The organism is Helicovermis profundi (genome assembly GCF_033097505.1).
In the GTDB taxonomy this organism is placed as follows: domain Bacteria; phylum Bacillota; class Clostridia; order Peptostreptococcales; family Acidaminobacteraceae; genus Helicovermis; species Helicovermis profundi.
This window is the reverse complement of sequence record NZ_AP028654.1, coordinates 2,767,532-2,790,941: the sequence shown is the minus strand read 5'-3', so window position 1 is coordinate 2,790,941 and position 23,410 is coordinate 2,767,532. Positions and strand designations below refer to the sequence as shown.

Genomic DNA, 23,410 nt, shown 5'->3' with positions numbered 1-23,410 from the left:
ATTTTATAAGTAGTGATAATGTTGAAGAATTAGTTAATAAATCAGGGGGGATTTTTATGGTAAAAAATGAAAAACAACAAATTAAGAAGAAACATAATGGTAGTATAAGAAATAAACTACTCGCAATGTTTTTAGTTATTCTTTTAATAACGATATCTAGTGTTGGTATGTTTACGTATTTCAAGGCAAAGTCATTATTTGAAAAGAATTTAATATTATCTTCGAATCAAGTTTTAGATGAAGCAAGTGTATATATTGAAACATATTTAAATAACTATGCTGAAAAAATTGAATTACTTGCAAAAAGTTCTATTCTTCAAAATTTAGATGGAAGTAGTGAATCAAATAAAGTAGCATATAAATTATTTGAAAATTTAAATGCATCAAGCCCAGGAATTATGTACTCATATATTGGAACTGTTAATAAAGATATGATTATGATGCCAACAGATGAACTTCCAGAAGGATACGATCCTACTGCAAGACCGTGGTATCAAGATGCAGTAAAGGCGAATAAAGTTGTTTGGACAGATCCATATACAGACGCAAGTACTGGAGATTATGTAGTATCTGTTGCAAAACCAGTCTATAAAGGTTCGAAATTAGTTGGAGTAGTGTCTCTAGATATTTCTTTAAAAGGATTAGCTGATAAACTTCAAGCAATTACTATTGGTCAACATGGATATCCTGTATTACTTACAAATTCAGGGATAACAATGACACATCAAGATAAGAAGTTAATAGGAAAAGAAATTCCGATTCCTGAATTGTTATCTGCTGTAAAGACAGGTAAAACAGAACCATTAACTTATATGTTTAATGGTAAAAAGAAATTTGCATCATTTAAAAAACTTGAATCAATTAACTGGACACTTATGGCATCACTTGATGCAAATGAAACTCAAGTAGATGCAACTAGTATAATGAATAGTTTGATAATAATTGGAATAATAACTCTTGTAATTGCATTATTTTTCTCATTTGTTTTTGCGGGAAGTATTACAAAAAATATTAAAAAGATTCTTGATGCCCTTGAAAAAATTAAAAATGGTGATTTTACAGTAAGAGTAGATGTAAAAACTAAAGATGAGTTTGGTCGAGTTGGAGATATTTTAAATGATACAATCAAAGAACTAGGTTTTATGATGAAAAAAATAAAAGACATTGCAAGTGATGTTACAGAATCAGCACAAAATCTTGCAGCAACTTCAGAAGAAACATCAGCTTCTGCCGATGAAGTTGGAAGAACAGTTGACGATATTGCAAAAGGTGCTTCAGAACAAGCAGAAGATGCAGAAAAAGGTTCGATTATTGCAAAAGATTTATCAGACAAATTTATAGTTCTTATGGAAAAATCAAAAATTATGCTAGAATCGGCAAATGTTGCTATGAAAGCGAATGATGAAAGTATAAAAACTGTCGAAACACTTAAAAATAAGACTACTCAAAATGATGAAGCAAATAAAGAAATTGAAATAGCGGTTGCAGAACTTGATAGTAAAACGCAATCGATAGAAACTATTTTAGATACAATTAGTGCGATTGCAGTTCAAACAAATTTACTTGCTTTAAATGCATCTATCGAAGCAGCAAGAGCTGGTGAACATGGAAGAGGATTTGCAGTTGTTGCTGAGGAAATTAGAAAATTAGCTGAAGAAAGTTCTGGAGCTGCAGATCAAGTTAGAGAAATTGTAACGGTTATAGTAAATGAGTCTTCAAAAACTGTTAATTCGATGGAATCAGTTAAGATTATTTCAAAGGAACAATCAGACGCAGTAAATGAAGTTAATTTGTCGTTTGATACAATTAACAAATCAATTAGTGATATTTTCAATGAAATTGAAGTTATTAATGAATCAGTTGAGGATTTAAGTAAAAATAAAGACGATATTGTTGAATCTATAGGAAATATTTCAGCGGTATCTGAGGAAACAGCAGCTGCATCTGAAGAAGTTTCAGCATCAATGGATCAACAAGTTATGGCTGTTGAAGAAGTTGCTAAAGCAGCAGAAAAAATGAATGAAATTTCTGTACTTCTTAATGAAGAGACAGACAAATTTAAATTCTAGATTTCTTACAAATTGAGGACCAACTAAAAGCAAAATTATTGCCTTTAGTTGGTTTTTTCTTATAAAAAAAATTATAAATATTGGATAATAAAAAAGGTATTCTTAATTAAATATAGAATATTAAGAATTAACGGAATATTCAGAAGTTTGTATATAATTGCAGCGAATATTCTAAAGTAAATTAAGGAGGAGAATTATGGAAAATTACAAAGTAGATCAAATAAGAAATGTAGCATTACTTGGACACGGTGGTAGTGGAAAGACTACACTAATAGAATCAATGTTATATAACCTAAATTATACAACTAGAATGGGAAAAGTAGAAGAAGGAAATACTGTTTCAGACTTTGATAAAGAAGAAATTTCTAGAAAATTTTCCTTAGGTGCTTCTGTAATTCCAGTTGAATGGAATAAATCTAAATACAACTTTATTGATACACCAGGATATTTTGATTTTGTTGGAGATGTGTTTAGTTCACTTAGAGTTGCCGGTGGTGCAGTTTTACTAGTTGATGCAAGTTCGGGTATAGAAGTTGGAACTGAAAAAGCATGGACATTTACAGAAAAGAGAAAAATGCCCAAAATAATATTTGTAAATAAAATGGATAAAGATAATGTTGACTATATAAAAGTAATTAGAGAATTAAAAGAAAAATTTGGGAAAAAAATAGCACCGTTTTGTATCCCTCTTGGAACAAATGATGAATTTAAAGGATTTATTAATGTAGTAGATTTAAAAGGTAGAGAATTTAATGGAAAAGAATGCATTGATTGTGTTATTCCAAAAGAGTATGATGCTAAAGTGAAACCTATAAGAGATATGTTAATTGAATCGGTGGCAGAATCTGATGAAGAACTAATGGAAAAATATTTTGAAGGTGAAGAATTTTCTACAGAAGAAATTCATGAAGGACTTAGAAAAGGTGTCCTTAAAGGAGAGATTGTTCCTGTATTGATAGGTTCAGCTACTAAAGGTGTTGGAATACATACTTTACTAAATATGGTGTTTGATTATATGCCAACTCCAAAAGATATGCAGGGTGGAGTTTACAAAGGAATTGATATTACAACTGATGAAGAAATTGAACGTACAGTGGATGAAAGTCAACCTTTCAGTGCATTGATATTTAAAACAATTGTAGATCCATTTGTAGGTAAAATTTCGATATTTAAGGTGTATTCAGGAAGTGTAAGCAAAGATCAAGAAATATATAATGCCAATAAAGAAGAAACCGAAAAAATAGGGTCTTTATTTTTAATGAGAGGAAAAGAACAACTTGTAGCTAAGAAAGTTGTAGCTGGAGATATTGGAGCAACATCAAAATTACAATATGCTGTGACGGGAGATACTCTTTGTGATAAATCTTCTCCGATTAAGTATCATGGAATTAATCTTCCTAAACCAAGTTTGTATCTTGCGGTTGAACCAAGGTCAAAAAATGATGAAGAGAAGATTGGTGTTTCGCTTCATAAGCTTGTAGATGAAGATCCATCATTTATTGTTTCAAGAAACAAAGAAACTAAACAATTACTTATTGGTGGTCAAGGGAATATGCATCTTCAAGTAATCATTAATAAACTTAAAAATATATTCGGTGTTGAAGTTGATTTAAAAGATCCAATAATAGCATATAGAGAAACAATTAGAGGTTCTGCAACTGTTCAAGGTAAACATAAAAAGCAATCAGGTGGAGCGGGACAATATGGAGATGTTCATATTAAATTTGAACATTCAACAGAAGAAGATTTTATTTTTGAAGAAAAAATATTTGGAGGTTCTGTGCCAAGACAATATGTACCTGCTGTTGAAAAAGGATTAAAGGAAGCAATGTTAAAAGGTATTCTTGCTGGATTTAAAGTTGTAAACGTTAAAGCTACTCTTATAGATGGTTCGTATCATCCAGTAGATTCAAATGAAATGGCATTTAGAATGGCTGCAATTCATGCTTTTAGAAAAGGTATGGAACAAGCAAAACCTGTACTACTCGAACCAATAATGAAAGTTGAAATATATATCCCTGATGAATACATGGGTGATATAATGGGTGACATGAATAAAAGAAGAGGCAGAATTTTAGGTATGGAACCACACGAAAAAGGATTTCAAAAGGTAATAGCAGAAGCTCCTCAAGCTGAGATGTTTAAATATGCTACAGAATTAAGGAGTATGACGCAAGCTAGAGGATTCTTTATGATGGATTTTGAAAGATATGATGAAGTACCAATGCCGATAGCTTTAAAAGTTATAAAAAAAGCAAATGATGAAGAATAATGATTAAGTAAAGTTGAATTTTAGCCTGAGATATTTATTATTTAATGAAATTGATTGTAATCTCATTGAGTAGTAATCTCTCGGGCTACTTATTTTATTGCATTAATTTATATTGAACGTATAATAGAGTTAACAAATAAAATGAAGAGTAAACTTAAGAAGGTGTAAAAATGAAGTGTGAAAAATGTAAAATAAATGAAGCAACTATCCATTTTAATAAAGTTATTAATGATGAAAAATATGATTTATTTTATTGTGAATCTTGTGCTAAATTATTAGATGAAGTTGATTATGATACTCCATTTTCTAAGGATAAAATGATATCGTCTCTCATGGAATCTATTAATTCTTCGCCTTTAAAGGTGAATTATATTGTTATGACTAAATGCTCAAAATGCGGTATAACATATGCTAAGTATAAAGAAATAGGATTAGTTGGTTGTTCAAATTGTTATAAAACTTTTGATGAAAAGTTTCAAAAAATAATTAGTACAATTCAAAAAGAAAATTTTCATTTAGGGAAAACACCAAGTGAATTTTCTCAGCAAGTTGATATTAATAAAGAGATTGACTTATTAAAAAAAGAACTTAGAAAAGCTATTAATATAGAGGCGTTTGAAGAAGCTGTAAAAATCAGAGATAGTATTAGAGCTTTAGAGGATGGTAAAAGACATGAATGACTATAAAATAAGAAAAATATCTAAGGAATATTTAACAGACAATTTAATAATTTTTTCTCAAGCTAAATACATAAGAAACATTGATGAATTTCCATTTGTTATAGCTTTAAATGAAAAAAACGCAAAAGAAAGTTTTTCAAAAATTTATAAAGGAATTTATGAATCAGAACTTATTAATGATTTTGAACTCGTTGCGATACGAGAAAAGAAAAAAATTGATAGGTGTTTAGATGTTTTTATGGAAAAAACATACGTAGCCAATAATGTTAATATTGCAAGAGGGATATATATTAACGAACAAAAACGCGTAGCAATTTTTGTTAACTTTAAAGATCACATTAAGATTATGTCCAGTGCTTTAGGAAATAAATTAGATGAGTGCTACTCGATTATTGACAAAATAGATGATAAAATATCAGAACAAATTAAATATGCCTATGATGGGAAATATGGTTTTTTAACTTCGTCGTTAATGGATGTAGGAACAGGTTTTAGATCGAATTTAGTTTTTCATCTTCCTGCACTTTCTATTATTGGATATATAGACAAACTTAGAGATGCATTAATTCAAATAGGATATAATTTTGAAAATATTTTAAAAGAAAACGATATAAGCGAATCGCATTACTATATGCTTTCTAATAAATTTACATTAGGAGTATCTGAAAAAGAAATTGTTGAACTTTTAAAGGATTTATCACGTGAAATTATAAGTAAAGAAGTGGCGGCAAGAGAGACTCTTATTAATTCAAGAATAAGAGTTTTAGAAAATGATATTAAAAGAGCATATGGTTTGCTTAAGCATGCAACTCTCATTAAATATGAGGAAGCAATAAAATATATTTCGCTAATTAAACTTGGTATTTCATATGGATTCTTTAATGATGTTGATGAAAATTATTTAGATAAAGTAGTATTTGAAATTAGCGATAATTATTTATTAGAACCGGAGAAAAAAGTAATTAGTAAAAATGATATTGAATATACTAGATCGAAAAAAATAAAGAAATGTTTTATTGGTGATTAAAAGAAAAAAATTAAAATAACTGGAGGATAAGATGTCTTTTTTTAATAAATTTTCTAAAAATGCAAGAGAAATTTTGGATGCATCGTTTGAAGAGGCGAATTTATTAAATCACTATTACGTGGGAGTTGAACATATTTTTCTTGCAATACTAAAAATTGAAAATGGCTCGGTATATGACTTGTTTAAGAATTATGGTTTTAATTTAGAGAGCACAAGGATGGAAATTATTAAAAAAGTTGGAAGAGGAAAAGTTGAAAGTTATGTTGATGGTTATACACCGCGTGCGATGAAATGTTTAGAAAGAAGTTATAAACATTCGCTGTTACTAGGGAAAAAAGAAGTACAAGTTGAAGATATAGCTTATAGTATAAGCTATGAAAGAGAATCAATTTTAGAAGAAATAATGGAAAGTAAAATAAATAATTTTGAAGAATTTAGAATGAATTTATCTAAGAACAAGAAAATAAAAATGAATGATGTTAAAGAAAATGATAGTAATTATACTAACTTAAACAAATATGCAATTGATATTACTAAATATGCTGCAGATAATAGGTTAGATCCAGTCGTTGGTAGAGATGATGAAATTAAAAGAATTATTCAAGTGCTATTAAGAAGAACGAAAAAAAATCCTTGTATAATTGGAGAATCTGGAGTTGGTAAAACAGCTTTAGTAGAAGGTTTGGCTAAGAAAATTGTAAGCGGTAAAGTGCCTAAAATATTAAAAAATAAAAGAATTTTATCACTTAATATTTCTAACGTAGTAGCGGGTAGCAAATACAGGGGAGAATTTGAAAAAAGGTTAAATGGGATTCTTGAGGAAGTAAAATTGGCAAATAACGTTATATTGTTTATCGATGAAATTCATTCAATTGTAGGAGCGGGTGGTGCTGAAGGTGCAGTTGATGCTTCTAGTATTTTAAAGCCATCTCTTTCAAGAGGTGAATTGCAGATAATTGGTGCGACAACAATAAGTGAGTATAAAAAATATATAGAAAGAGATAGTGCTTTTGAAAGAAGACTACAACCTATTTTGATAGATGAACCTAAAATAAACAAAGCTATAGAAATACTTTTTACGTTAAAAGAAAGATATGAGAATCACCATAGAGTTAGATTTACTAAAGAGGCAATTGTTTTAGCAGTTAATTTATCAAGTAGATATATCAATGATAGATTTTTACCAGATAAAGCGATTGATGTTTTAGATGAAGCTGCTGCAAAAAAAAGAATGGAATTTAATGAGACTAATAATAAAACAATCATTTATGAAAATAAACTAAGAGAAATTCGAATAGAAAAAGGCAATGCAATTAAAATGTACGATTTTGAAAAAGCGGCTATTCTTAGAGATGAGGAAAGAAATGTTATTGAAAAAATAGAAGAATTTAAGCTTGATGAAGTTGTAAAAGAAGAAAAATACATTAAAGTTGATGCAAACGATATTGAAAAAATAATTTCTGAGTGGACAGCTATTCCTGTAAGTAAACTCGAAGAAGAGGAAACAGAGAAACTTAAAAATCTTGAAATATTAATTAAAGAAAAAATTATTGGACAAGACGATGCAATCAAATCAATTGCTAGTTCAATAAAAAGATCAAGGATAGGACTTTCGAGTCCAAATAGACCAATAGGATCATTTATTTTTCTTGGACCTACAGGGGTTGGCAAAACTGAGTTATCTAAAGTTTTGACGCTAATACTATTTGGAAGTTTGAATAGCTTAATTCGCGTTGATATGTCAGAATATATGGAAAGTCATACTATTTCAAAGCTAATTGGATCACCACCTGGATATCAAGGTCATGAAGAAGGAGGACAGTTAACAGAAATAATAAGATTAAAACCGTATTCTGTGATTCTTTTTGATGAAATAGAAAAAGCACACAAAGATATTTTTAATATACTTCTTCAGATCTTAGATGATGGTATTTTGACGGATGCTAAAGGTAGAAAAATAAATTTTAAAAATACGGTTATTATTATGACATCAAATTTAGGAGCAGAAAAATTTGCAAATAAGAAGTTTTTAGGTTTTATGGAAGATATAAATAGCAAAGGTTATGAAAATATGAAACAGATTATGTTTGAAGAATTAAAATTGTTTTTTAAACCAGAATTTATTAATAGAGTTGATGATATAGTAGTATTTAAAAAATTAAAAATTAATGATATTTATAAAATTACAAATATATTATTAGCAGATTTAGTTGAAAGAGTTGAAAAACTAAAAATAATCATGTTTATAACGAATGAAGCAAAAAAATATATTGGAGATATTGGATTTAGTGATATATATGGGGCAAGACCTCTAAAAAGAATTATTGCAAAGCATTTAGAAAATAAAATTACTGAAATGATTTTAAATGAATTGCTTAGTGAAGGAGATATTTTGAAAGTAAGTTTAGTAAACAATGAACTTAAATTTGATGTTGAGGTGAAAAATGGCGAAGGTTAAATCAAAATATGTATGTCAAAATTGTGGATATATAGCACCAAAATGGATGGGGAAGTGTCCAGAGTGTAATGAATGGAACTCGTTTGTTGAAGAAATTTTAGAAAATAACCCTCAAAATTTTAAAAATATAAATGTGAAAAATGATAAACCTATTAAGCTTTCAAATGTGAGTATTGTTAAAGAAGATAGGTTTACAACAAGTATATTTGAAATGGATTTGGTTTTAGGGGGCGGAATCGTAAAAGGATCTTTAGTTTTGGTTGGAGGGGATCCTGGAATAGGTAAGTCAACTTTACTTCTTCAAGTTGCGAGTAATGTTTCTAATAATAGGAAAACTGTTCTTTATGTTTCTGGAGAAGAATCGATGAAGCAAATTAAATTTAGGGCAGATAGACTTGGAATTAGTGGCGAAGATATTTATATAATGTCAGAGAATAATATGGATGTAGTTATTAAAAATATTAATGAAATTAAGCCAGATGTTTTAATTATTGACTCGATTCAAACTGTTTATGACCCTAAAATATCATCATCTCCAGGAAGCGTTTCTCAGGTGAGAGAAGTTACAAATGATTTAATGAGAGTGTCGAAAGGACAAGGTGTGGCAACGTTTATTGTAGGTCATGTTACAAAAAACGGATCTATCGCTGGACCTAAAGTATTAGAACATATGGTAGATACTGTTTTGTATTTTGAAGGAGAAAAATCTAATATATATAGGATTCTTAGAGCAGTAAAGAATAGATTTGGTTCTACCAATGAAATTGGTTTATTTGAAATGATGGGAAATGGACTTACTGAAGTTAAAAATCCATCAAAGTTATTTTTAAGTAATTCGCACAAAAATGTTGCGGGATCAATTACAGTTGCAACTATTGAGGGAACGAGAGCTGTGTTGGTTGAAATTCAAGCTCTTATTTCAAGTTCTAATTTTGGAACGCCTAGGAGGATGGCTATTGGTGTAGATTATAATAAAATAGTTATGATTATGGCTGTTTTAGAAAAAAAAGTTGGTCTTATGCTAAATGATCAAGATGGATATGTAAATGTTGTAGGTGGAATTGTATTAAATGAGCCTGCTGTTGATTTGGCAATTGCAATAGCGATAACATCAAGCTTTAGAAATGTTGAAGTGGATAGATCTTTTGTAGTGTTTGGTGAAGTTGGTTTAACTGGAGAAGTTAGGGCTATTAATCACATACAACAAAGGTTAAACGAATCAAGAAAATTAGGATTTTCAAATTGTATAGTTCCTAAAAGTAATTTAGAAGGAGTAGATATTCCAAAGGGTTTAAATGTATATGGAGTTTCAAATATAGAAGAGGCATTTTCAATAATTTTCTAAAAAAAAAAGAACTTAATTTTAAGTTCTTTTTTATAGTATTAATATAATGAAAATTTTCCAAGCGTAGATATTCTATTGTACTCTTTATCTAAAATATCTTCTAAATCCAAATTAAAATGATTGCAGAGTGCAGATAAGTAAAATAGATGATTTCCAATTTCTTGTTCTATTTTTTCCTTGCAGACTGGACAAACATCCCCATCTGTATGTGTGAGTTTGTAATTTTTTAGTTCTTCATAGTCCATATCGCTAGGAACTTTCTTGTCTAATGAAGTTGTATTAAGTTTTATGCATCCACAACTAGTTATCGTTTTAATAGTTGAGCGATTAACTTTTGCTCCAGATTCTTGTAACTTAGTTACTACATCAAGTATGCTTACGTGTCTAATTAAAACGTCATCTACTGTTTCTTGAAATTTCTTTAAATCTGTTTTTTTCATTTTATCACCCCATATGCTTCGAATAATGTATAATTATGTAGTTCTACGATAATTTTAACACAATATTTTGAAAATTCAAATATAATTATTTTTCTAAAATATTTGACTTTAATAATTACATATGATATCATTTTTGTTTACACACTTGACAATACTTGGAATATGATTTATACTAAGATTGTATTGTAAATTAGGAGGTATAATTATGTTTAAAATTGGTGATAAAGTCGTATATCCTATGCACGGAGCGGGTATTATTGAAAGTATAGAAAAAAAAGAGATACTAGGTGAGATTAAAGAGTATTTTATATTGAGATTACCACTTAAAAATATGAAGGTTATGCTTCCTGTTGATAATATTGAAAATATTGGTTTAAGACCTATTATTGGTGAATCTGAAGTACAAAGTGTATTAGACTTGCTATTAAAAGAAATATCTGATATGCCTCAAAATTGGAACAGAAGATATAGAGCTAATATGGAAAGAGTTAAAAGCGGAAATATTTTTGATGTAGTTGAAGTTGTAAGAGATTTATTAATTATGGATAATGAAAAAGGTCTTTCTACTGGCGAAAGAAAAATGATGACAAATTCTAAACAAATATTGATTAGTGAATTGGTACTAGCATCTGATTACGACGAGAAAGAACTTGAAAAAATCATAAAATCATATTTAAAAAGATAACTTTATTATAAAAAATCAGCTAGAAAACAATTTCGTTTTCTGGCTGATTTTTGAGTTTACTTTCATAATGACTAAACAATTAAATTATAATTACAAAACGCTGAATTAGTTTCACTAATATTTAGTAATATGGTATATTAATTTTATCCGATGCCTTAGAGTTCTAATACCACCATTTCTTAAAAAAGTGGGGGATAAAGAACTCTAAAAAGGCCCTGAATTATGTTTTCTAAGACTCAGTGGGAGTAAAAACTCCCTCTGAATCCAAGAAATTTATTTATAAATATTACAGAGGAATAGAAGGAGGTGAAAATATGATAAAAAGGATTACTAAAGTAACACTTGTAATTTTTGGTTTATTTTTTGGATATGCTATTAGTTCAATGCTCTTTAAAGTTAATGCTATTGGTTTAGCTTTAAATTATAATTCTAATGATGAAGTGCTGGGATTGATTGTTGGTAGTGTGTTTGCAATTTTATTTGGACTTATATTTTATTTTTTATCACCAAAAATTACTAATGTTTCGATTGAAATTACTAATAAAGTTGAAGTAGAACTTGGTAAAGTTCCTGTTGGTCAAGTTGTGATAGGTTCTGTTGGGTTAATAATTGGGTTAATTATTGCTTATCTAATAAGTCCGGTTTTTAGATTAATTCCTATAAAGATACTTGGAACAATTCTTACTGTTGCAGTTTATGGTTTTTTAGGATATTTAGGTATAGCCATATCAACAAAAAGCATTAGTGATTTAAATAAACTACCGGATGTTTTTAAAAAGAATACTTCGCATAAAAATACACATGGTAAGAGTAGTGGAGCCAAACCTAAAATACTTGACACTAGCGTAATTATTGATGGAAGAATTTCAGATATATGTAAAACAAATTTCATAGAAGGAGCACTTATAATTCCAGAATTTGTTTTGAAAGAATTAAGGCATATTGCTGATAGTTCAGATAGCTTAAAAAGAAGCAAAGGCAGACGTGGACTTGATATATTAAAAACCATTCAGCAAGAAATGGATATTGAAGTAAGGATCGTTGATAATGATTTTGATGATGTTCATGAAGTAGATATAAAATTATTGAAATTAGCACAGGAAATGAATGGTGTAGTTGTAACCAATGATTACAATTTAAATAAAGTTGCATCACTTCAAGGAGTTACAGTTTTAAATATTAATGAGCTTGCTAATGCTGTAAAACCAGTACTTCTTCCTGGAGAGGAAATGGTTGTTACAATTATTAAAGAAGGAAAGGAATCTAATCAAGGTATTGCATTTTTAGATGATGGTACAATGATTGTTGTTGAAGGTGCGAAGAAAAAAATCAATGTTACTATGGATGTAGTTGTAACAAGTGTTTTACAAACAGCTGCTGGTAGAATGATTTTTGCTAAACCAAAATAGTAAATGAGAGCTTTTTCTTTATTGAAAAAGCTCTTTAATTTTTTTAGAGACCTTAGAATTTTGGTATATATGGAGGTTGTTATGAAAGAAAGATTTTCATTAATTATTGCAGCTGCTGGAAGTGGTAAGAGAATGAATGCTGGTAAAAACAAAGTATTTATTGAAATTAACGATAAAATGATTATTCAAAGAACGATTGAATCTTTCCTTGATATTGATGAAATAAAGGAAATAATTGTTTTAGTAAGAGAAGAAGATAAAGAATTTATTAAGAGAGCTTTATCCTATATTAATAAAGTGAATATAAAATATGTGCTCGGAGGAAAGGAAAGACAAGATTCTATATATAATGCATTAAAAAAAGTCGACAAAAATATTGATTTTGTTATAGTTCATGACGGTGCAAGGCCATTTATTAAAAAAAATATAATTATAGAAACAATGGAGAAGGCAATTGAAAATGATTTTGCAATTGTTGCAGTTAGGTCTAAAGATACAATAAAAATAGTTAGAGAAAGTGAAGTAATTTCAACATTAGATAGATCTGAACTTTGGATGGCGCAGACTCCGCAGATTTTTAAATTTGATACAATAAAAGAAGTGTATGAGAAGTCGATTAGAGAAGATGTAAGTGCTACAGATGATGCATCTCTAATGGAACATTATGGCTATAATGTTAACGTTGTAGAGGGATATTACAGTAATATTAAAGTTACTACAGAGGAAGATCGATTTTTTGCAAAAGCTATAATAGAAATGGAGGTGTAATATGGAAAACGCAGCGATTCTAGGCTTAAGAGTTGGTAACGGATATGATGTGCATAAATTAGTAAAAGGCGATGGTCTTATTTTAGGTGGAGTAAAAATTCCATATGATTATAAACTTCTTGGCCATTCTGATGCAGATGTGCTTGTTCATGCTATAATGGATTCGCTACTTGGAGCTTCTGGTCTTAAAGATATTGGTGTATATTTTCCTGATACTGATCTAAAATATAAAGGTATTTCAAGTTTAAAACTATTAAATGAAGTAGGTAAATTAATTAGAAACCAAGGTTTTACGATTATCAATATTGATTCAGTGGTAATTGCTCAAAAGCCAAAATTAAAAGAATTTATTGATGATATGCGCAAGAATATAGCAGGAGAATTAGATATTGATGTTTCATTAATAAACATTAAGGCAACTACAACAGAAAAATTAGGGTTCGAAGGTAAGGGCGAAGGTATTGGTTCTAGCGCGGTTTCTCTTTGTTATAAGAGCTAGATAAATGAATTTCTTGGATTCAGAGGGAGTTTTTACTCCCACTGAATCTTAGAAAACATAATCCAGGGTCTTTTTAGAGTTCTTTATCCCCCTCTTTTTTAAGAAGTGGGGGTATTAGAACTCTAAGGCATCGGATAAATTAGCTGTAGTTTTTATAAGGCTAATAAATTGTCAATATATTACTCTTGACAAAATGCTAGGGATTGTTATAATTGACTCATATTTTAGATAATATATTGATAAGAATAGTAATTATAGGGAATTCATAAGAGAATGAAGTTCATGGGCTGAAAAACTTCTTGATGAAACTATAGTGAACCTACCTTTGAGTATACGTTAAAAGCGTACGGTTAAGCCCGTTATAGCTACTAAAGATGATGTTAAATACATTAATTAGAGTGGTACCGCGAACTTTCGCCTCTATACAAATAAGTATAAGGTTGAAAGTTTTTTTATTTTTAGATTTGTCCGATTGTTTATGTAGGAGGTAAAAATGGCTAAGAAAAATAATGATTTTGTAAAAGATATTACTAAAATGGAAGATGATTTTCCACAGTGGTATACGGATGTAATAAAAAAAACAGATATGGTTGACTATTCGCCTGTAAAAGGATTTATGGTAATAAAACCATATGGTTATGCAATTTGGGAAAATATTCAGTCGTTTTTAGATAAAAGATTTAAAGAAACTGGTCACGAAAACTGCTATTTTCCACTTCTTATTCCTGAAAGTCTTCTTAATAAAGAGAAAGAGCATGTAGAAGGATTTGCTCCAGAAGTGGCTTGGGTTACTCATGGTGGAGAAAATAAATTAGCTGAACGTTTATGTATTAGGCCAACTTCAGAAACTATTATTTGTGAAATGTATTCAAAATGGCTTACGTCTTACAGAGAACTTCCTTATCTTTATAATCAATGGTGTTCAGTAGTTAGATGGGAAAAAGCAACTAGACCATTCCTTAGAACATCTGAGTTTTTATGGCAAGAAGGTCATACGCTACATGAAACAAAAGAAGAAGCTGAAAAAGAGACGCTTCAAATGCTTAATGTATACAAAGATATGGCTGAAAATTTATTAGCAATTCCAATGATAGTTGGTAAAAAATCAGAAAAAGAAAAATTTGCTGGAGCTGAAGCTACTTATACTATAGAAGCTTTAATGCATGATGGTAAAGCGCTTCAATCTGGAACATCGCATAATTTAGCTCAGCATTTTGCTAAAGCTTTTGATATTAATTTTCAAGGTAGGACAGGAGAAATTGAATACCCTTTCCATACTTCGTGGGGAGTTTCAACTAGATTGATTGGTGGAGTAATAATGGTTCATGGTGATAATAGAGGATTGGTTCTTCCGCCATTTGTCGCACCAATTCAAGTTGTGATTATACCAATCGCACAGAAAAAAGAAGGCGTTCTTGAAAAAGCTAATGAGATAAAGAAAGAGTTAGAAGTGCTTGGAATTAGGGTTAAATTAGATGATAATGCAAATTATTCTGCCGGTTGGAAATTTAATCAATATGAAATGAAAGGTGTGCCTCTTAGAATTGAAATAGGACCAAGAGATATTAGTAATAATGTAGCGATGGTAGCGAGACGTGATAATTTTGAAAAAGAACCTATATCTTTAGAAGGGTTTGGTAATACTGTTAAAGAACTTCTTCAAACAGTTCATAATGACATGCTTACAAAAGCGACTCGAATGAGAGATGAAAAAACATTTACCTTTACAGACTATGAAGACTTTAAAGTTAAGATGGAAGAAACTCCAGGTTTTGCAAAAGGTATGTGGTGCGGAGAAAGAGAATGTGAAGAAAAAATTAAAGACGAAACTGGTGTTTCAATAAGATGTATTCCATTTGAAGAAGAAAATTTAGGTAGTGTTTGTCAGTTCTGCGGGAAACCTGCAAAATATATGGTATATTTAGCTAAATCGTATTAAAAATTAGCATAAGATAAAAATCAAAATAATATAGTAGGGAGTGTTTTAATTGAGTACAAATTACAAGTTTGTTCAAAATACAAAATGCGAATTTTTCCCATGTCATAAAACGGAAAATTCGGAGAAATTCAATTGTTTATTTTGTTATTGTCCGCTATATATGTTAGGAGATAAATGTGGTGGAAATTATAAAATAACTCATGGAATTAAAGATTGTTCGGAGTGTACAATTCCTCATGGACCACATGGCTATGAGTTTATTATGAAAAAAATGGATATGGTTATTGAGAAAGGTAGTAGTTTTATTAATGAAGAATAATTAAAAATGTCAAAGTAAAAAGTTTAAACTTTATATATTAAAGTTTAAACTTTTTTTTAAAATATTGTTGATATATTAATAAAACGTAAAAAATGAAAATGTGTGATACAATAAAATAAAAAGGATGATTGAAGCAAACATAGGATTTCAATCAAGGGGGAATTTAATGACGAAGAATTTCGGATTTCTTAAAATGAATAAGGAAATAAATGAAAAGAGGGCTTTTTTGCCAGACTTTTTTGAAGAACTCAAAGAATGTGATGTTAATATTTGGCTAGAAAGTGGTTATGGAAGTAAATTAGGATTTACTGAAGAAGATTATTTAGAAAAAAATAATGAAATTAAATTTTCTTCTAGAAAAGATATATTCTCAAAAGATGTTGTAATTGTACTAAGAACTCCAGAAGAATATGAGCTTAATAATATGAAAAAAGGTTCTGTGTTAATTTCTATGCTTCACTACCATACTAGAGAAAGACGAAATAAGTTTATAAAAAAACTGGGAATTTCTGCATTTTCTATGGATTCTATGGTAGATGATCATGGTAAAAGAGTTGTTGTTAATAGTTATGGAACGGCTTTTAATGGCGCTAACATTGCTCTTAATGAATTAGAGAAAAAAAATGTTCAAATGAAAGTGAATAATGATAAACCTATTAATGTTTCAGTAATTGGCGTTGGAGATATTGGTTTAGCCGTTGCAAAAGCTTTTAAAAATTTATCTAATGAAAGAATGAAAAGTATTTCGAATTATAATGGTTTAAAAATAACCATGTTTACTAGAAGCATTACTTCAAACGAAAATATTTTAAAAAACGAATTAAGAAGTACTGATATATTAGTTGATGCTTCATCAAGGGACGATACTTCTAAGAGCATTATCTCTAATGTTATGATTAATGAATTGTCAGAATATGCCGTAATTTTAGATATAACTGCAGACCCTTATGATTTTGACATAGAATCTTTTCAAGTAAAAGCTATTGAGGGAATACCCACAGGTGATTTAGATCAAACTGTATTTGAAATTGATGATAAAGCGTATGAAAAAATTAGTGAAATAGCAAGTACTAAGTTTAGAAGAGTTGTTGTTAGTTGCAACGCATGGCCGGGAGTAGATCCTATTGTGTCAAAGAAGCTATATGCACTTCAGCTTTTGCCTATTTTAAAAGTATTAATTCAAAAAGGTCATGATAATATTGATGAAAATTCGAAAGATTATTATGAACGTATATTATATAAATCGTCTTATGAATGTTTTGAAAATAGCATTGTTAATTAATATACTTATAAGAAAATAGTTATTCTTCTTTCTCACAAATAAATTTATTAGTTGCTAGAAAAAAGAAGTTGCACTTTAATATAGTGGCAACTTCTTGGGAAGATTATATGTGTTTTGGTGGCTTCAACTGTTGCAAAAAATCTGTTGAAGCTAATATTTTATTATTTAAAATAAGTTTTTTAACTCTTCAAACATTTTTGCTTTTAATTCATATCTTTGATTATCAAGATTAATGTGTTCTTCAAAAAGTGGAATCATTTTATCAAATATTACTTTAAAGCCTTCGGAATCATTATTTTTTATAGTTACATTTAGTTCTTCTCTTAATGCTTTTCTATTTTCTCTATTAAGTTTTGATTGTTCTTTTAAAGAATTGAATTGAGTTTTGTATTCTTCTTTGAAAGAATTTAGAGTTTCTCTTTCTTCTTTTATTTTAGCGATGTAGCTATCAAATTCTGTAGCTGCTTCTTCATTTGTTATTTCGCCATTTTTAATTTTTTCTCTTAAATCTGCAATAAAAGTTTTTCTTTCATCTTTTTTTGATGCAAGAGTATCTTTTCTATAAGTTTTCATTTCCTCGTTTTGTGCTTTTAAGTCTTCGTGTATCGCCTTATGCTCATTATCAAGTGCCGTTACATCATCAAGAATTTCTGGATATAAATTTGAAATTGTTTCAAGTCGTTTTGCTTCTCTGTCTTCCCTAGATAATTTAGGGTTTTGTCCACCTTTTGGATTTCTAAATGGGTTAACCATTTCTCTTTGAGAGTGCTGCTCAATATTTGTTCGATCTTGTGTAGGCACTTCATTGTCATCTGCAAATGAAGTAAAAGGTGTTGCAATCATAAGGGAAAGTGAACCTATTAATAATACCTTCGAAAATTTGTTTAACATTTTAATTCCTCCTTAGAATAAATATTTTTTTAAAACAACTCATTTGCTGTTTCTATATTCATAGTTTAATCTCAATATATGTGATAAATAAATTATAAATGTGTAAAAAGTGTGTAATTTATAAAATTGCAAAAAAATTAATAGAAAGTAATGATAAATTTACTTTCGCTTTCTTTTAAAGTACTCTTAAATATGATAATATTAACACTGATAGTTACTAATAAATATGATGGAATGAATTTATATATTAATATTTCAGGAGGTATATATGTCAGTAAGAGTAAGATTTGCGCCTAGTCCAACAGGATGGGTTCATATAGGTGGTTTAAGAACGGCCTTATATAATTATTTATTTGCAAAAAAAAATGAAGGTACATATTTATTAAGAATTGAAGATACTGATAGAACTAGATATGTTGAAGGTGCAATTGAAAACATGATTGAAGCTATGAAGTGGGCAGGTGTTATGCACACTGAAGGACCATTTATAGAAAATGGTAAAATTGTTCAAAAAGGTGGATATGGTCCTTATATACAATCTGAAAGATTAGATATGTACAATGAATATGTAAATAAGCTTATTGATGAAAATAAAGCATATTATTGTTTCTGTTCAAAAGAAAGATTAGATGAAGTACGTGCGGATCAAAAACAAAAGGGCTTGACACCAAAATATGATGGTCATTGTCGAGACTTATCTAAAGAAGATGCACTTAAGAGAATTGAAAATGGCGAAGAATATGTTGTTAGATTAAAATTACCTGAAAACACAGATATATCTTTTGAAGATGCGGTTAGAGGAAAAGTTACTTTTAATACAAATGATGTTGATGACCAAGTTTTAATAAAAACGGATGGATTTCCAACTTATCATTTAGCTGTTATTGTTGATGACCATTTTATGGGAATTACTCATGTAATTAGGGGTGAGGAATGGCTTTCGTCTACACCGAAACATGTTTATTTATATGAAGCTTTTGGATGGGACGTGCCAACATATGTTCATCTTCCAAATATTCTCAATTCTGATAAGAAGAAACTTTCTAAAAGACAAGGTGATGTTGCAGTACGTGATTTTGAAAAGAAGGGTTATTTGCCAGAAGCACTTATAAATTACATTGCTTTACTTGGATGGAGTCCGGAAGATAATAAAGAAATTATGACGGTTGATGAAATGGCGGAATCTTTTTCATTTGAAAGAGTTTCTAAAAGTGGATCAGTTTTTGATGTTAATAAACTTAATTGGGTAAATTCACATTATATAAAAGAAAAAGATTTGGATGAACTAAGCGAATTATCAACTCCGTTTTTTATAGAACAAGGAATTATTAAAGAAAAAGATGTTAACGATAAAAAAGAATGGATAAAGCTAGTGGTAGATTTATCTAGAGAATATATAAATATGTTAAGCGAAATCCCTGAGTTTTCTAAAAGATTTAGTGGAGAAGCTGTTCAAATTGAAAATGATGATGCGAGAGAAATGATAGAACTTGAACATGTTTATGATATGCTTCAAGTATTTAAAACTAAAGTAAACGAAACAGATGAAATTAATGAAGAATTTGCAAAAAAAGTTATGAAAATGGTGCAAAAGGAAACAGGTATAAAGGGTAAAAATTTATTTATGCCTACTAGAGTAGCTCTTTCTGGTCAAAGTCATGGTCCGGATTTAGTAAAATCACTTATTGTAATGGGTAAAGAATTAGTTATAAAAAGAATTGATTATACTTTAGAAAATTATTGTAAAAAATAGAAGTATTGATATAAAGGAAGGTGAAACATGAAGCTATATAACAGCATGACAAGAAAAAAAGAGGAATTTGTTCCACTTATTCCGGGTGAAGTAAAAATGTATGTATGTGGTCCAACGGTATACAATTATTTTCATATAGGTAATGCTAGACCTTTTATGATTTTTGATACTTTTAGAAGATACTTAGTGTATCGTGGATATAAAGTGACATATGTTCAAAATTTTACAGATGTAGATGATAAAATCATAAAAAAGGCTAATGAAGAACATGTGACTAGCAAAGAAATTAGTGAAAAATATATAGAAGAGTATTTTAAAGATGCGGATTCTTTAGGTATTAAAAGAGCAGATGTACATCCTAAAGTTACTGAAACGATAAGCGATATAGTTAAATTTATAGAAGTTCTTATAGAAAAAGGTCACGCTTATGTAGTTGATGGGGATGTTTTCTTTGACATTAAAACATTTGCAAGTTATGGTAAGCTTTCGGGTCAGAGTATAGAAGAACTTGAAGTTGGTTCTAGAGTTGAATTAAATTCTATTAAGAAAAATCCAATAGATTTTGTGCTATGGAAGAAAAAGAAAGAAGGGGAACCTTCTTGGACTAGTCCTTGGGGTGAAGGTAGACCAGGGTGGCATATTGAATGTTCTGTGATGTGTACTAAGTATTTAGGTGAAACGGTAGATATTCATGCTGGTGGACACGATTTAATATTTCCCCATCATGAAAATGAAATAGCACAGAGTGAATCGTTTTCTGATAAGAAGTACGTTAATTACTGGATGCACAATGGATATATAAATATTGATAATAAAAAAATGTCTAAATCTAAGGGTAATTTTTTTACTGTTAGAGATATTTTAAAGGAATATAATCCTGAAGTAGTTAGATTTTTTCTATTATCTGCTCAATATAGAAATCCAGTTAATTTTTCCAAAGAATTGATTATTCAATCTGAAAATGGTCTTAATAGGCTTTATAATGCAAAAGAAAATTTGGAATATCTATTGGAAAATGCTAGAAACTTAAAAATGACTGAAGCTGAAAATTTAAAACTTTTGGATTTTAATAAACATAAAGATAGATTTATTGAAGTGATGGATGATGACTTTAACACGGCTGATGGTATATCAGTTATATTTGAATTAGTTAAAGATATAAATACTGTAGTTGATAGTAATTCCTCAAAAGATTTACTTGAAAGAGCTTTATCTTTACTAATTGAATTATCAGGTGTAATTGGAATTTTAGTGAAAGAAAAAGAAAATTTAGAACTCGATATTGAAAAAATGATTGAAGAAAGACAGAAGGCTAGAAGTGATAAAAACTTTAAATTAGCTGATGAAATAAGAGATATGCTCCTTGAAAAAGGTATTGTTCTTGAAGATACTAAGGATGGGGTAAAATGGTCAAAAAAATAATAGTTTTGGATGTGCATTAATGGAAGAGTTTATAAAAAAAATCAACATATTAAATGTTAGCGAAAATGATTTAAAAATGATGAATCCTCTTGTGTTAGCATATATAGGGGATTCAATATTTGATTTGTTTATTAAAAGTTACATGGTTTCAAAATCTAAAGCGAATGTAAATAAAATAAATAAAATGGTTGTAAAATTTGTTAAAGCACCATCTCAGGCTCTAATTGTAAAAAGAATAACTGAATTTTTGAGTGAAGAAGAAATAAGAATAATTAAAAGAGGTAGAAATCAAAAGACTACGACTCCTGCTAAAAACGCTTCTTTAGTAGATTATAAATTAGCAACAGGATTTGAAGCTCTTATAGGTTGGCTATACCTAAAGGATGACATTTCTAGATTGAACCAAATAATTGAATTATCTATAAAAATAATTGAAGAAAGCGAAGAGCTAATATGAAAATTGGAAAAAGAGAAAAATTATATTTAATAGTAATTCCCATACTATTTGTTGTCTTGGTTATGAAATCGTACTTATTTGATGAGTATAAGGCAACGAATTTTGAAGAAGCTAATGTAATAAAAGGAATATACCAGACTGTTGATGAAAAGTATGACGGCTTTGTATATGACAATAATATTCTTTCCTTTAGGGTTGTTGCTATTAAAATAATAAAAGAAGAAGATGGTGTTAAATTATATAAATCTAAAGTGAGAAAATATCTTTTTACAGTTATTCCGTATAGAGATTTAATTATTGAATATAGATTTAATACTAAGTAAAAATAGTTATATTATTTTAAACGATGAGGAGTATTCATGAAAATAACAAATTTTGAAGATACTGGACTTAGTAAAGTTGGCGAGTATATTGCTGAGAATGAGAAGGTTTCTATATTTGAATTAGGAGAAATTTTAAAAACTAGTAATATATCTTTTGTTCTAGAAAAAATTAATCGTATTCAGAGTACTCTCATTTGTGAATTAAAGGACTCCTATGTTCAACAAAGTCAAAGATATGTAAATATGAATAATGATTTTTATGATCTACCTTTTTTAGATAATAATGATTTAGATGAATCAAAAAAAATTGTTAAAAAACTTTTTGACTTTTATTTCAAAGTGTCGATTTTAAAAGAAAATGAAACCCCAAAAGGTAGACCTAAAAATGAAGATTATAAATATGGAATACCAATTGAAGATGCTAGGTATATTCTACCCTTAGCTGTTAACACCAACATTTCTATTTCCATGAGTGGAGATAAAATTATAAATTTTATTAAACTTTTAAATAATTCTAAGTATAATAAGATATTTGATAATGTTAAAAATGAGTTATATAAGTTTATACCAATAAGTATTGTTAAAGTAATCGAAGAAAGTGTTCGTGAAGATTGTGATAAAGTTATTTCGGATTATTACTTAGAAAATTTATCGAAAATAGACAACAAAAATGAAATGGTACTTTTAGGTTCTTTTAAAAATGCAGATATAAATGTAGGAATTGGAGCATTAACAAGTACAAAGAACAAACCACCATCAGAGGTTCTTGCAAGGTGGGGAGATAAGGCTGTAGATAAGTCTAAAGGCGTTGTAGAAAGAGTTTTAAGTTATGGACATGATAGTATAAGTGAACAATCAAGAACAACTTTTGGAATGTTTTGTAGTTTAGTTACTTATCATCAACAAATTAGGCATAGATTATCTGAAAACTATAGAGAAAATCTTTCTAATTTAATTATAGATTATGATAGAAAAATTAAAATTCCACCAAGCATAGAGAAATCTGAATTCCTTGTGGAATTTTTAGAGCTTGCAAAAATTGTTAAAAAATTTAGAAAATATGTATATGATAAATACGGAGAGCAAGAGTCTCTTTATTTTCTTCTTAATTGCGATAAATTAAAGCTTATTACTGCATCAAATGCTAGAAATGATAATAAAATTATGTCAGAAAGGCTTTGTTTGAATTCACAGTGGGAAATTAGAAATTTATATACTAAGAAATATTTTTTATTAAATGAACTTTCTAGCACTATATACAGGTACGGACTACCTTCATGTGTATATGGAAAATGCAGGGAAGGTAAACTTAGTTGCGGTAAGTCAAATAGTGTAAAAGATATGTTTTTGTAAAAAAATAGTTAGTAACATA

At 28.9% G+C, this 23,410-nt stretch carries 20 protein-coding genes; 18 read left to right on the top strand and 2 right to left on the bottom strand.

Going from position 1 to position 23,410, the window contains the following annotated elements:
- Positions 1–56 precede the first annotated feature (56 nt).
- The 6 genes from AACH12_RS12780 (at position 57) to radA (ending at position 9,851) form a co-directional block, all read left to right on the top strand.
- On the top strand, positions 57–2,069 hold the full coding sequence (locus tag AACH12_RS12780; protein ID WP_338535765.1) for a methyl-accepting chemotaxis protein: 2,013 nt from the start codon (positions 57–59) through the stop codon (positions 2,067–2,069).
- A 196-nt stretch (positions 2,070–2,265) separates the two neighbouring features.
- Complete coding sequence (fusA, locus tag AACH12_RS12775) at positions 2,266–4,341, top strand: elongation factor G (protein WP_338535764.1); 2,076 nt, start codon at positions 2,266–2,268, stop codon at positions 4,339–4,341.
- A 170-nt stretch (positions 4,342–4,511) separates the two neighbouring features.
- Positions 4,512–5,021 carry a UvrB/UvrC motif-containing protein gene (locus AACH12_RS12770; protein ID WP_338535763.1) on the top strand — a complete coding sequence of 170 codons (510 nt, stop codon included), beginning with the start codon at positions 4,512–4,514 and terminating at the stop codon, positions 5,019–5,021.
- On the top strand, positions 5,014–6,048 hold the full coding sequence (locus AACH12_RS12765) for a hypothetical protein (RefSeq protein ID WP_338535762.1): 1,035 nt from the start codon (positions 5,014–5,016) through the stop codon (positions 6,046–6,048). The genes AACH12_RS12770 and AACH12_RS12765 overlap by 8 nt, the downstream gene beginning before the upstream one ends.
- Positions 6,049–6,079: 31 nt before the next feature.
- Entirely contained in the window at positions 6,080–8,506 is a 2,427-nt protein-coding gene (locus tag AACH12_RS12760) for an ATP-dependent Clp protease ATP-binding subunit (protein WP_338535761.1), read from the top strand.
- Positions 8,493–9,851, top strand: a complete 1,359-nt coding sequence (radA, locus tag AACH12_RS12755) for a DNA repair protein RadA (protein WP_338535760.1) — start codon at positions 8,493–8,495, stop codon at positions 9,849–9,851. Before AACH12_RS12760 ends, radA begins: the two co-directional genes overlap by 14 nt.
- Before the next feature lie 38 nt (positions 9,852–9,889).
- On the opposite strand, the gene AACH12_RS12750 is transcribed toward radA, so the two are convergent.
- Entirely contained in the window at positions 9,890–10,291 is a 402-nt protein-coding gene (locus AACH12_RS12750; RefSeq protein ID WP_338535759.1) for a nucleoside triphosphate pyrophosphohydrolase family protein, read from the bottom strand.
- Positions 10,292–10,496: 205 nt separating this feature from the next.
- Here AACH12_RS12750 and AACH12_RS12745 point away from each other — a divergent pair, with 205 nt between their 5' ends.
- The 7 genes from AACH12_RS12745 (at position 10,497) to AACH12_RS12715 (ending at position 17,192) form a co-directional block, all read left to right on the top strand.
- Positions 10,497–10,976, top strand: coding sequence for a CarD family transcriptional regulator (locus tag AACH12_RS12745; protein WP_338535758.1), 480 nt, complete (start codon positions 10,497–10,499; stop codon positions 10,974–10,976).
- Positions 10,977–11,290: 314 nt separating this feature from the next.
- The gene (locus AACH12_RS12740) at positions 11,291–12,385 is read left to right on the top strand and encodes a PIN/TRAM domain-containing protein (protein ID WP_338535757.1); all 1,095 of its coding nucleotides are present in this window, start codon (positions 11,291–11,293) and stop codon (positions 12,383–12,385) included.
- An 81-nt stretch (positions 12,386–12,466) separates the two neighbouring features.
- Positions 12,467–13,153 carry a 2-C-methyl-D-erythritol 4-phosphate cytidylyltransferase gene (gene ispD, locus AACH12_RS12735; protein WP_338535756.1) on the top strand — a complete coding sequence of 229 codons (687 nt, stop codon included), beginning with the start codon at positions 12,467–12,469 and terminating at the stop codon, positions 13,151–13,153.
- Between the two features lies 1 nt (position 13,154).
- On the top strand, positions 13,155–13,652 hold the full coding sequence (gene ispF / locus AACH12_RS12730) for a 2-C-methyl-D-erythritol 2,4-cyclodiphosphate synthase (protein ID WP_338535755.1): 498 nt from the start codon (positions 13,155–13,157) through the stop codon (positions 13,650–13,652).
- A 493-nt stretch (positions 13,653–14,145) separates the two neighbouring features.
- Entirely contained in the window at positions 14,146–15,591 is a 1,446-nt protein-coding gene (gene proS / locus AACH12_RS12725; protein WP_338535754.1) for a proline--tRNA ligase, read from the top strand.
- A 49-nt stretch (positions 15,592–15,640) separates the two neighbouring features.
- Positions 15,641–15,910 (top strand): cysteine-rich small domain-containing protein, encoded by a 270-nt coding sequence (locus tag AACH12_RS12720; protein ID WP_338535753.1) that lies wholly within the window; start codon positions 15,641–15,643, stop codon positions 15,908–15,910.
- Positions 15,911–16,076: 166 nt separating this feature from the next.
- Complete coding sequence (locus tag AACH12_RS12715) at positions 16,077–17,192, top strand: Rossmann-fold NAD(P)-binding domain-containing protein (RefSeq protein WP_338535752.1); 1,116 nt, start codon at positions 16,077–16,079, stop codon at positions 17,190–17,192.
- A 165-nt stretch (positions 17,193–17,357) separates the two neighbouring features.
- Here the strand turns inward: AACH12_RS12715 and AACH12_RS12710 are convergent, their stop codons facing one another.
- Positions 17,358–18,083, bottom strand: a complete 726-nt coding sequence (locus AACH12_RS12710; RefSeq protein ID WP_338535751.1) for a hypothetical protein — start codon at positions 18,081–18,083, stop codon at positions 17,358–17,360.
- A gap of 268 nt (positions 18,084–18,351) precedes the next feature.
- Here AACH12_RS12710 and gltX point away from each other — a divergent pair, with 268 nt between their 5' ends.
- The 5 genes from gltX to AACH12_RS12685 are packed head-to-tail and all read left to right on the top strand — an operon-like array spanning position 18,352 to position 23,391.
- Positions 18,352–19,836 carry a glutamate--tRNA ligase gene (gene gltX / locus AACH12_RS12705; RefSeq protein ID WP_338535750.1) on the top strand — a complete coding sequence of 495 codons (1,485 nt, stop codon included), beginning with the start codon at positions 18,352–18,354 and terminating at the stop codon, positions 19,834–19,836.
- A 27-nt stretch (positions 19,837–19,863) separates the two neighbouring features.
- Positions 19,864–21,258, top strand: coding sequence for a cysteine--tRNA ligase (gene cysS, locus AACH12_RS12700; protein WP_338535749.1), 1,395 nt, complete (start codon positions 19,864–19,866; stop codon positions 21,256–21,258).
- A 19-nt stretch (positions 21,259–21,277) separates the two neighbouring features.
- A complete protein-coding gene (locus AACH12_RS12695; RefSeq protein WP_338535748.1) occupies positions 21,278–21,715 on the top strand; it encodes a Mini-ribonuclease 3 in 438 nt (145 codons plus the stop codon).
- Positions 21,712–22,038 carry a hypothetical protein gene (locus AACH12_RS12690; protein ID WP_338535747.1) on the top strand — a complete coding sequence of 109 codons (327 nt, stop codon included), beginning with the start codon at positions 21,712–21,714 and terminating at the stop codon, positions 22,036–22,038. The genes AACH12_RS12695 and AACH12_RS12690 overlap by 4 nt, the downstream gene beginning before the upstream one ends.
- A 36-nt stretch (positions 22,039–22,074) precedes the next feature.
- Positions 22,075–23,391, top strand: coding sequence for an FAD-dependent thymidylate synthase (locus AACH12_RS12685; RefSeq protein ID WP_338535746.1), 1,317 nt, complete (start codon positions 22,075–22,077; stop codon positions 23,389–23,391).
- Positions 23,392–23,410 lie beyond the last annotated feature (19 nt).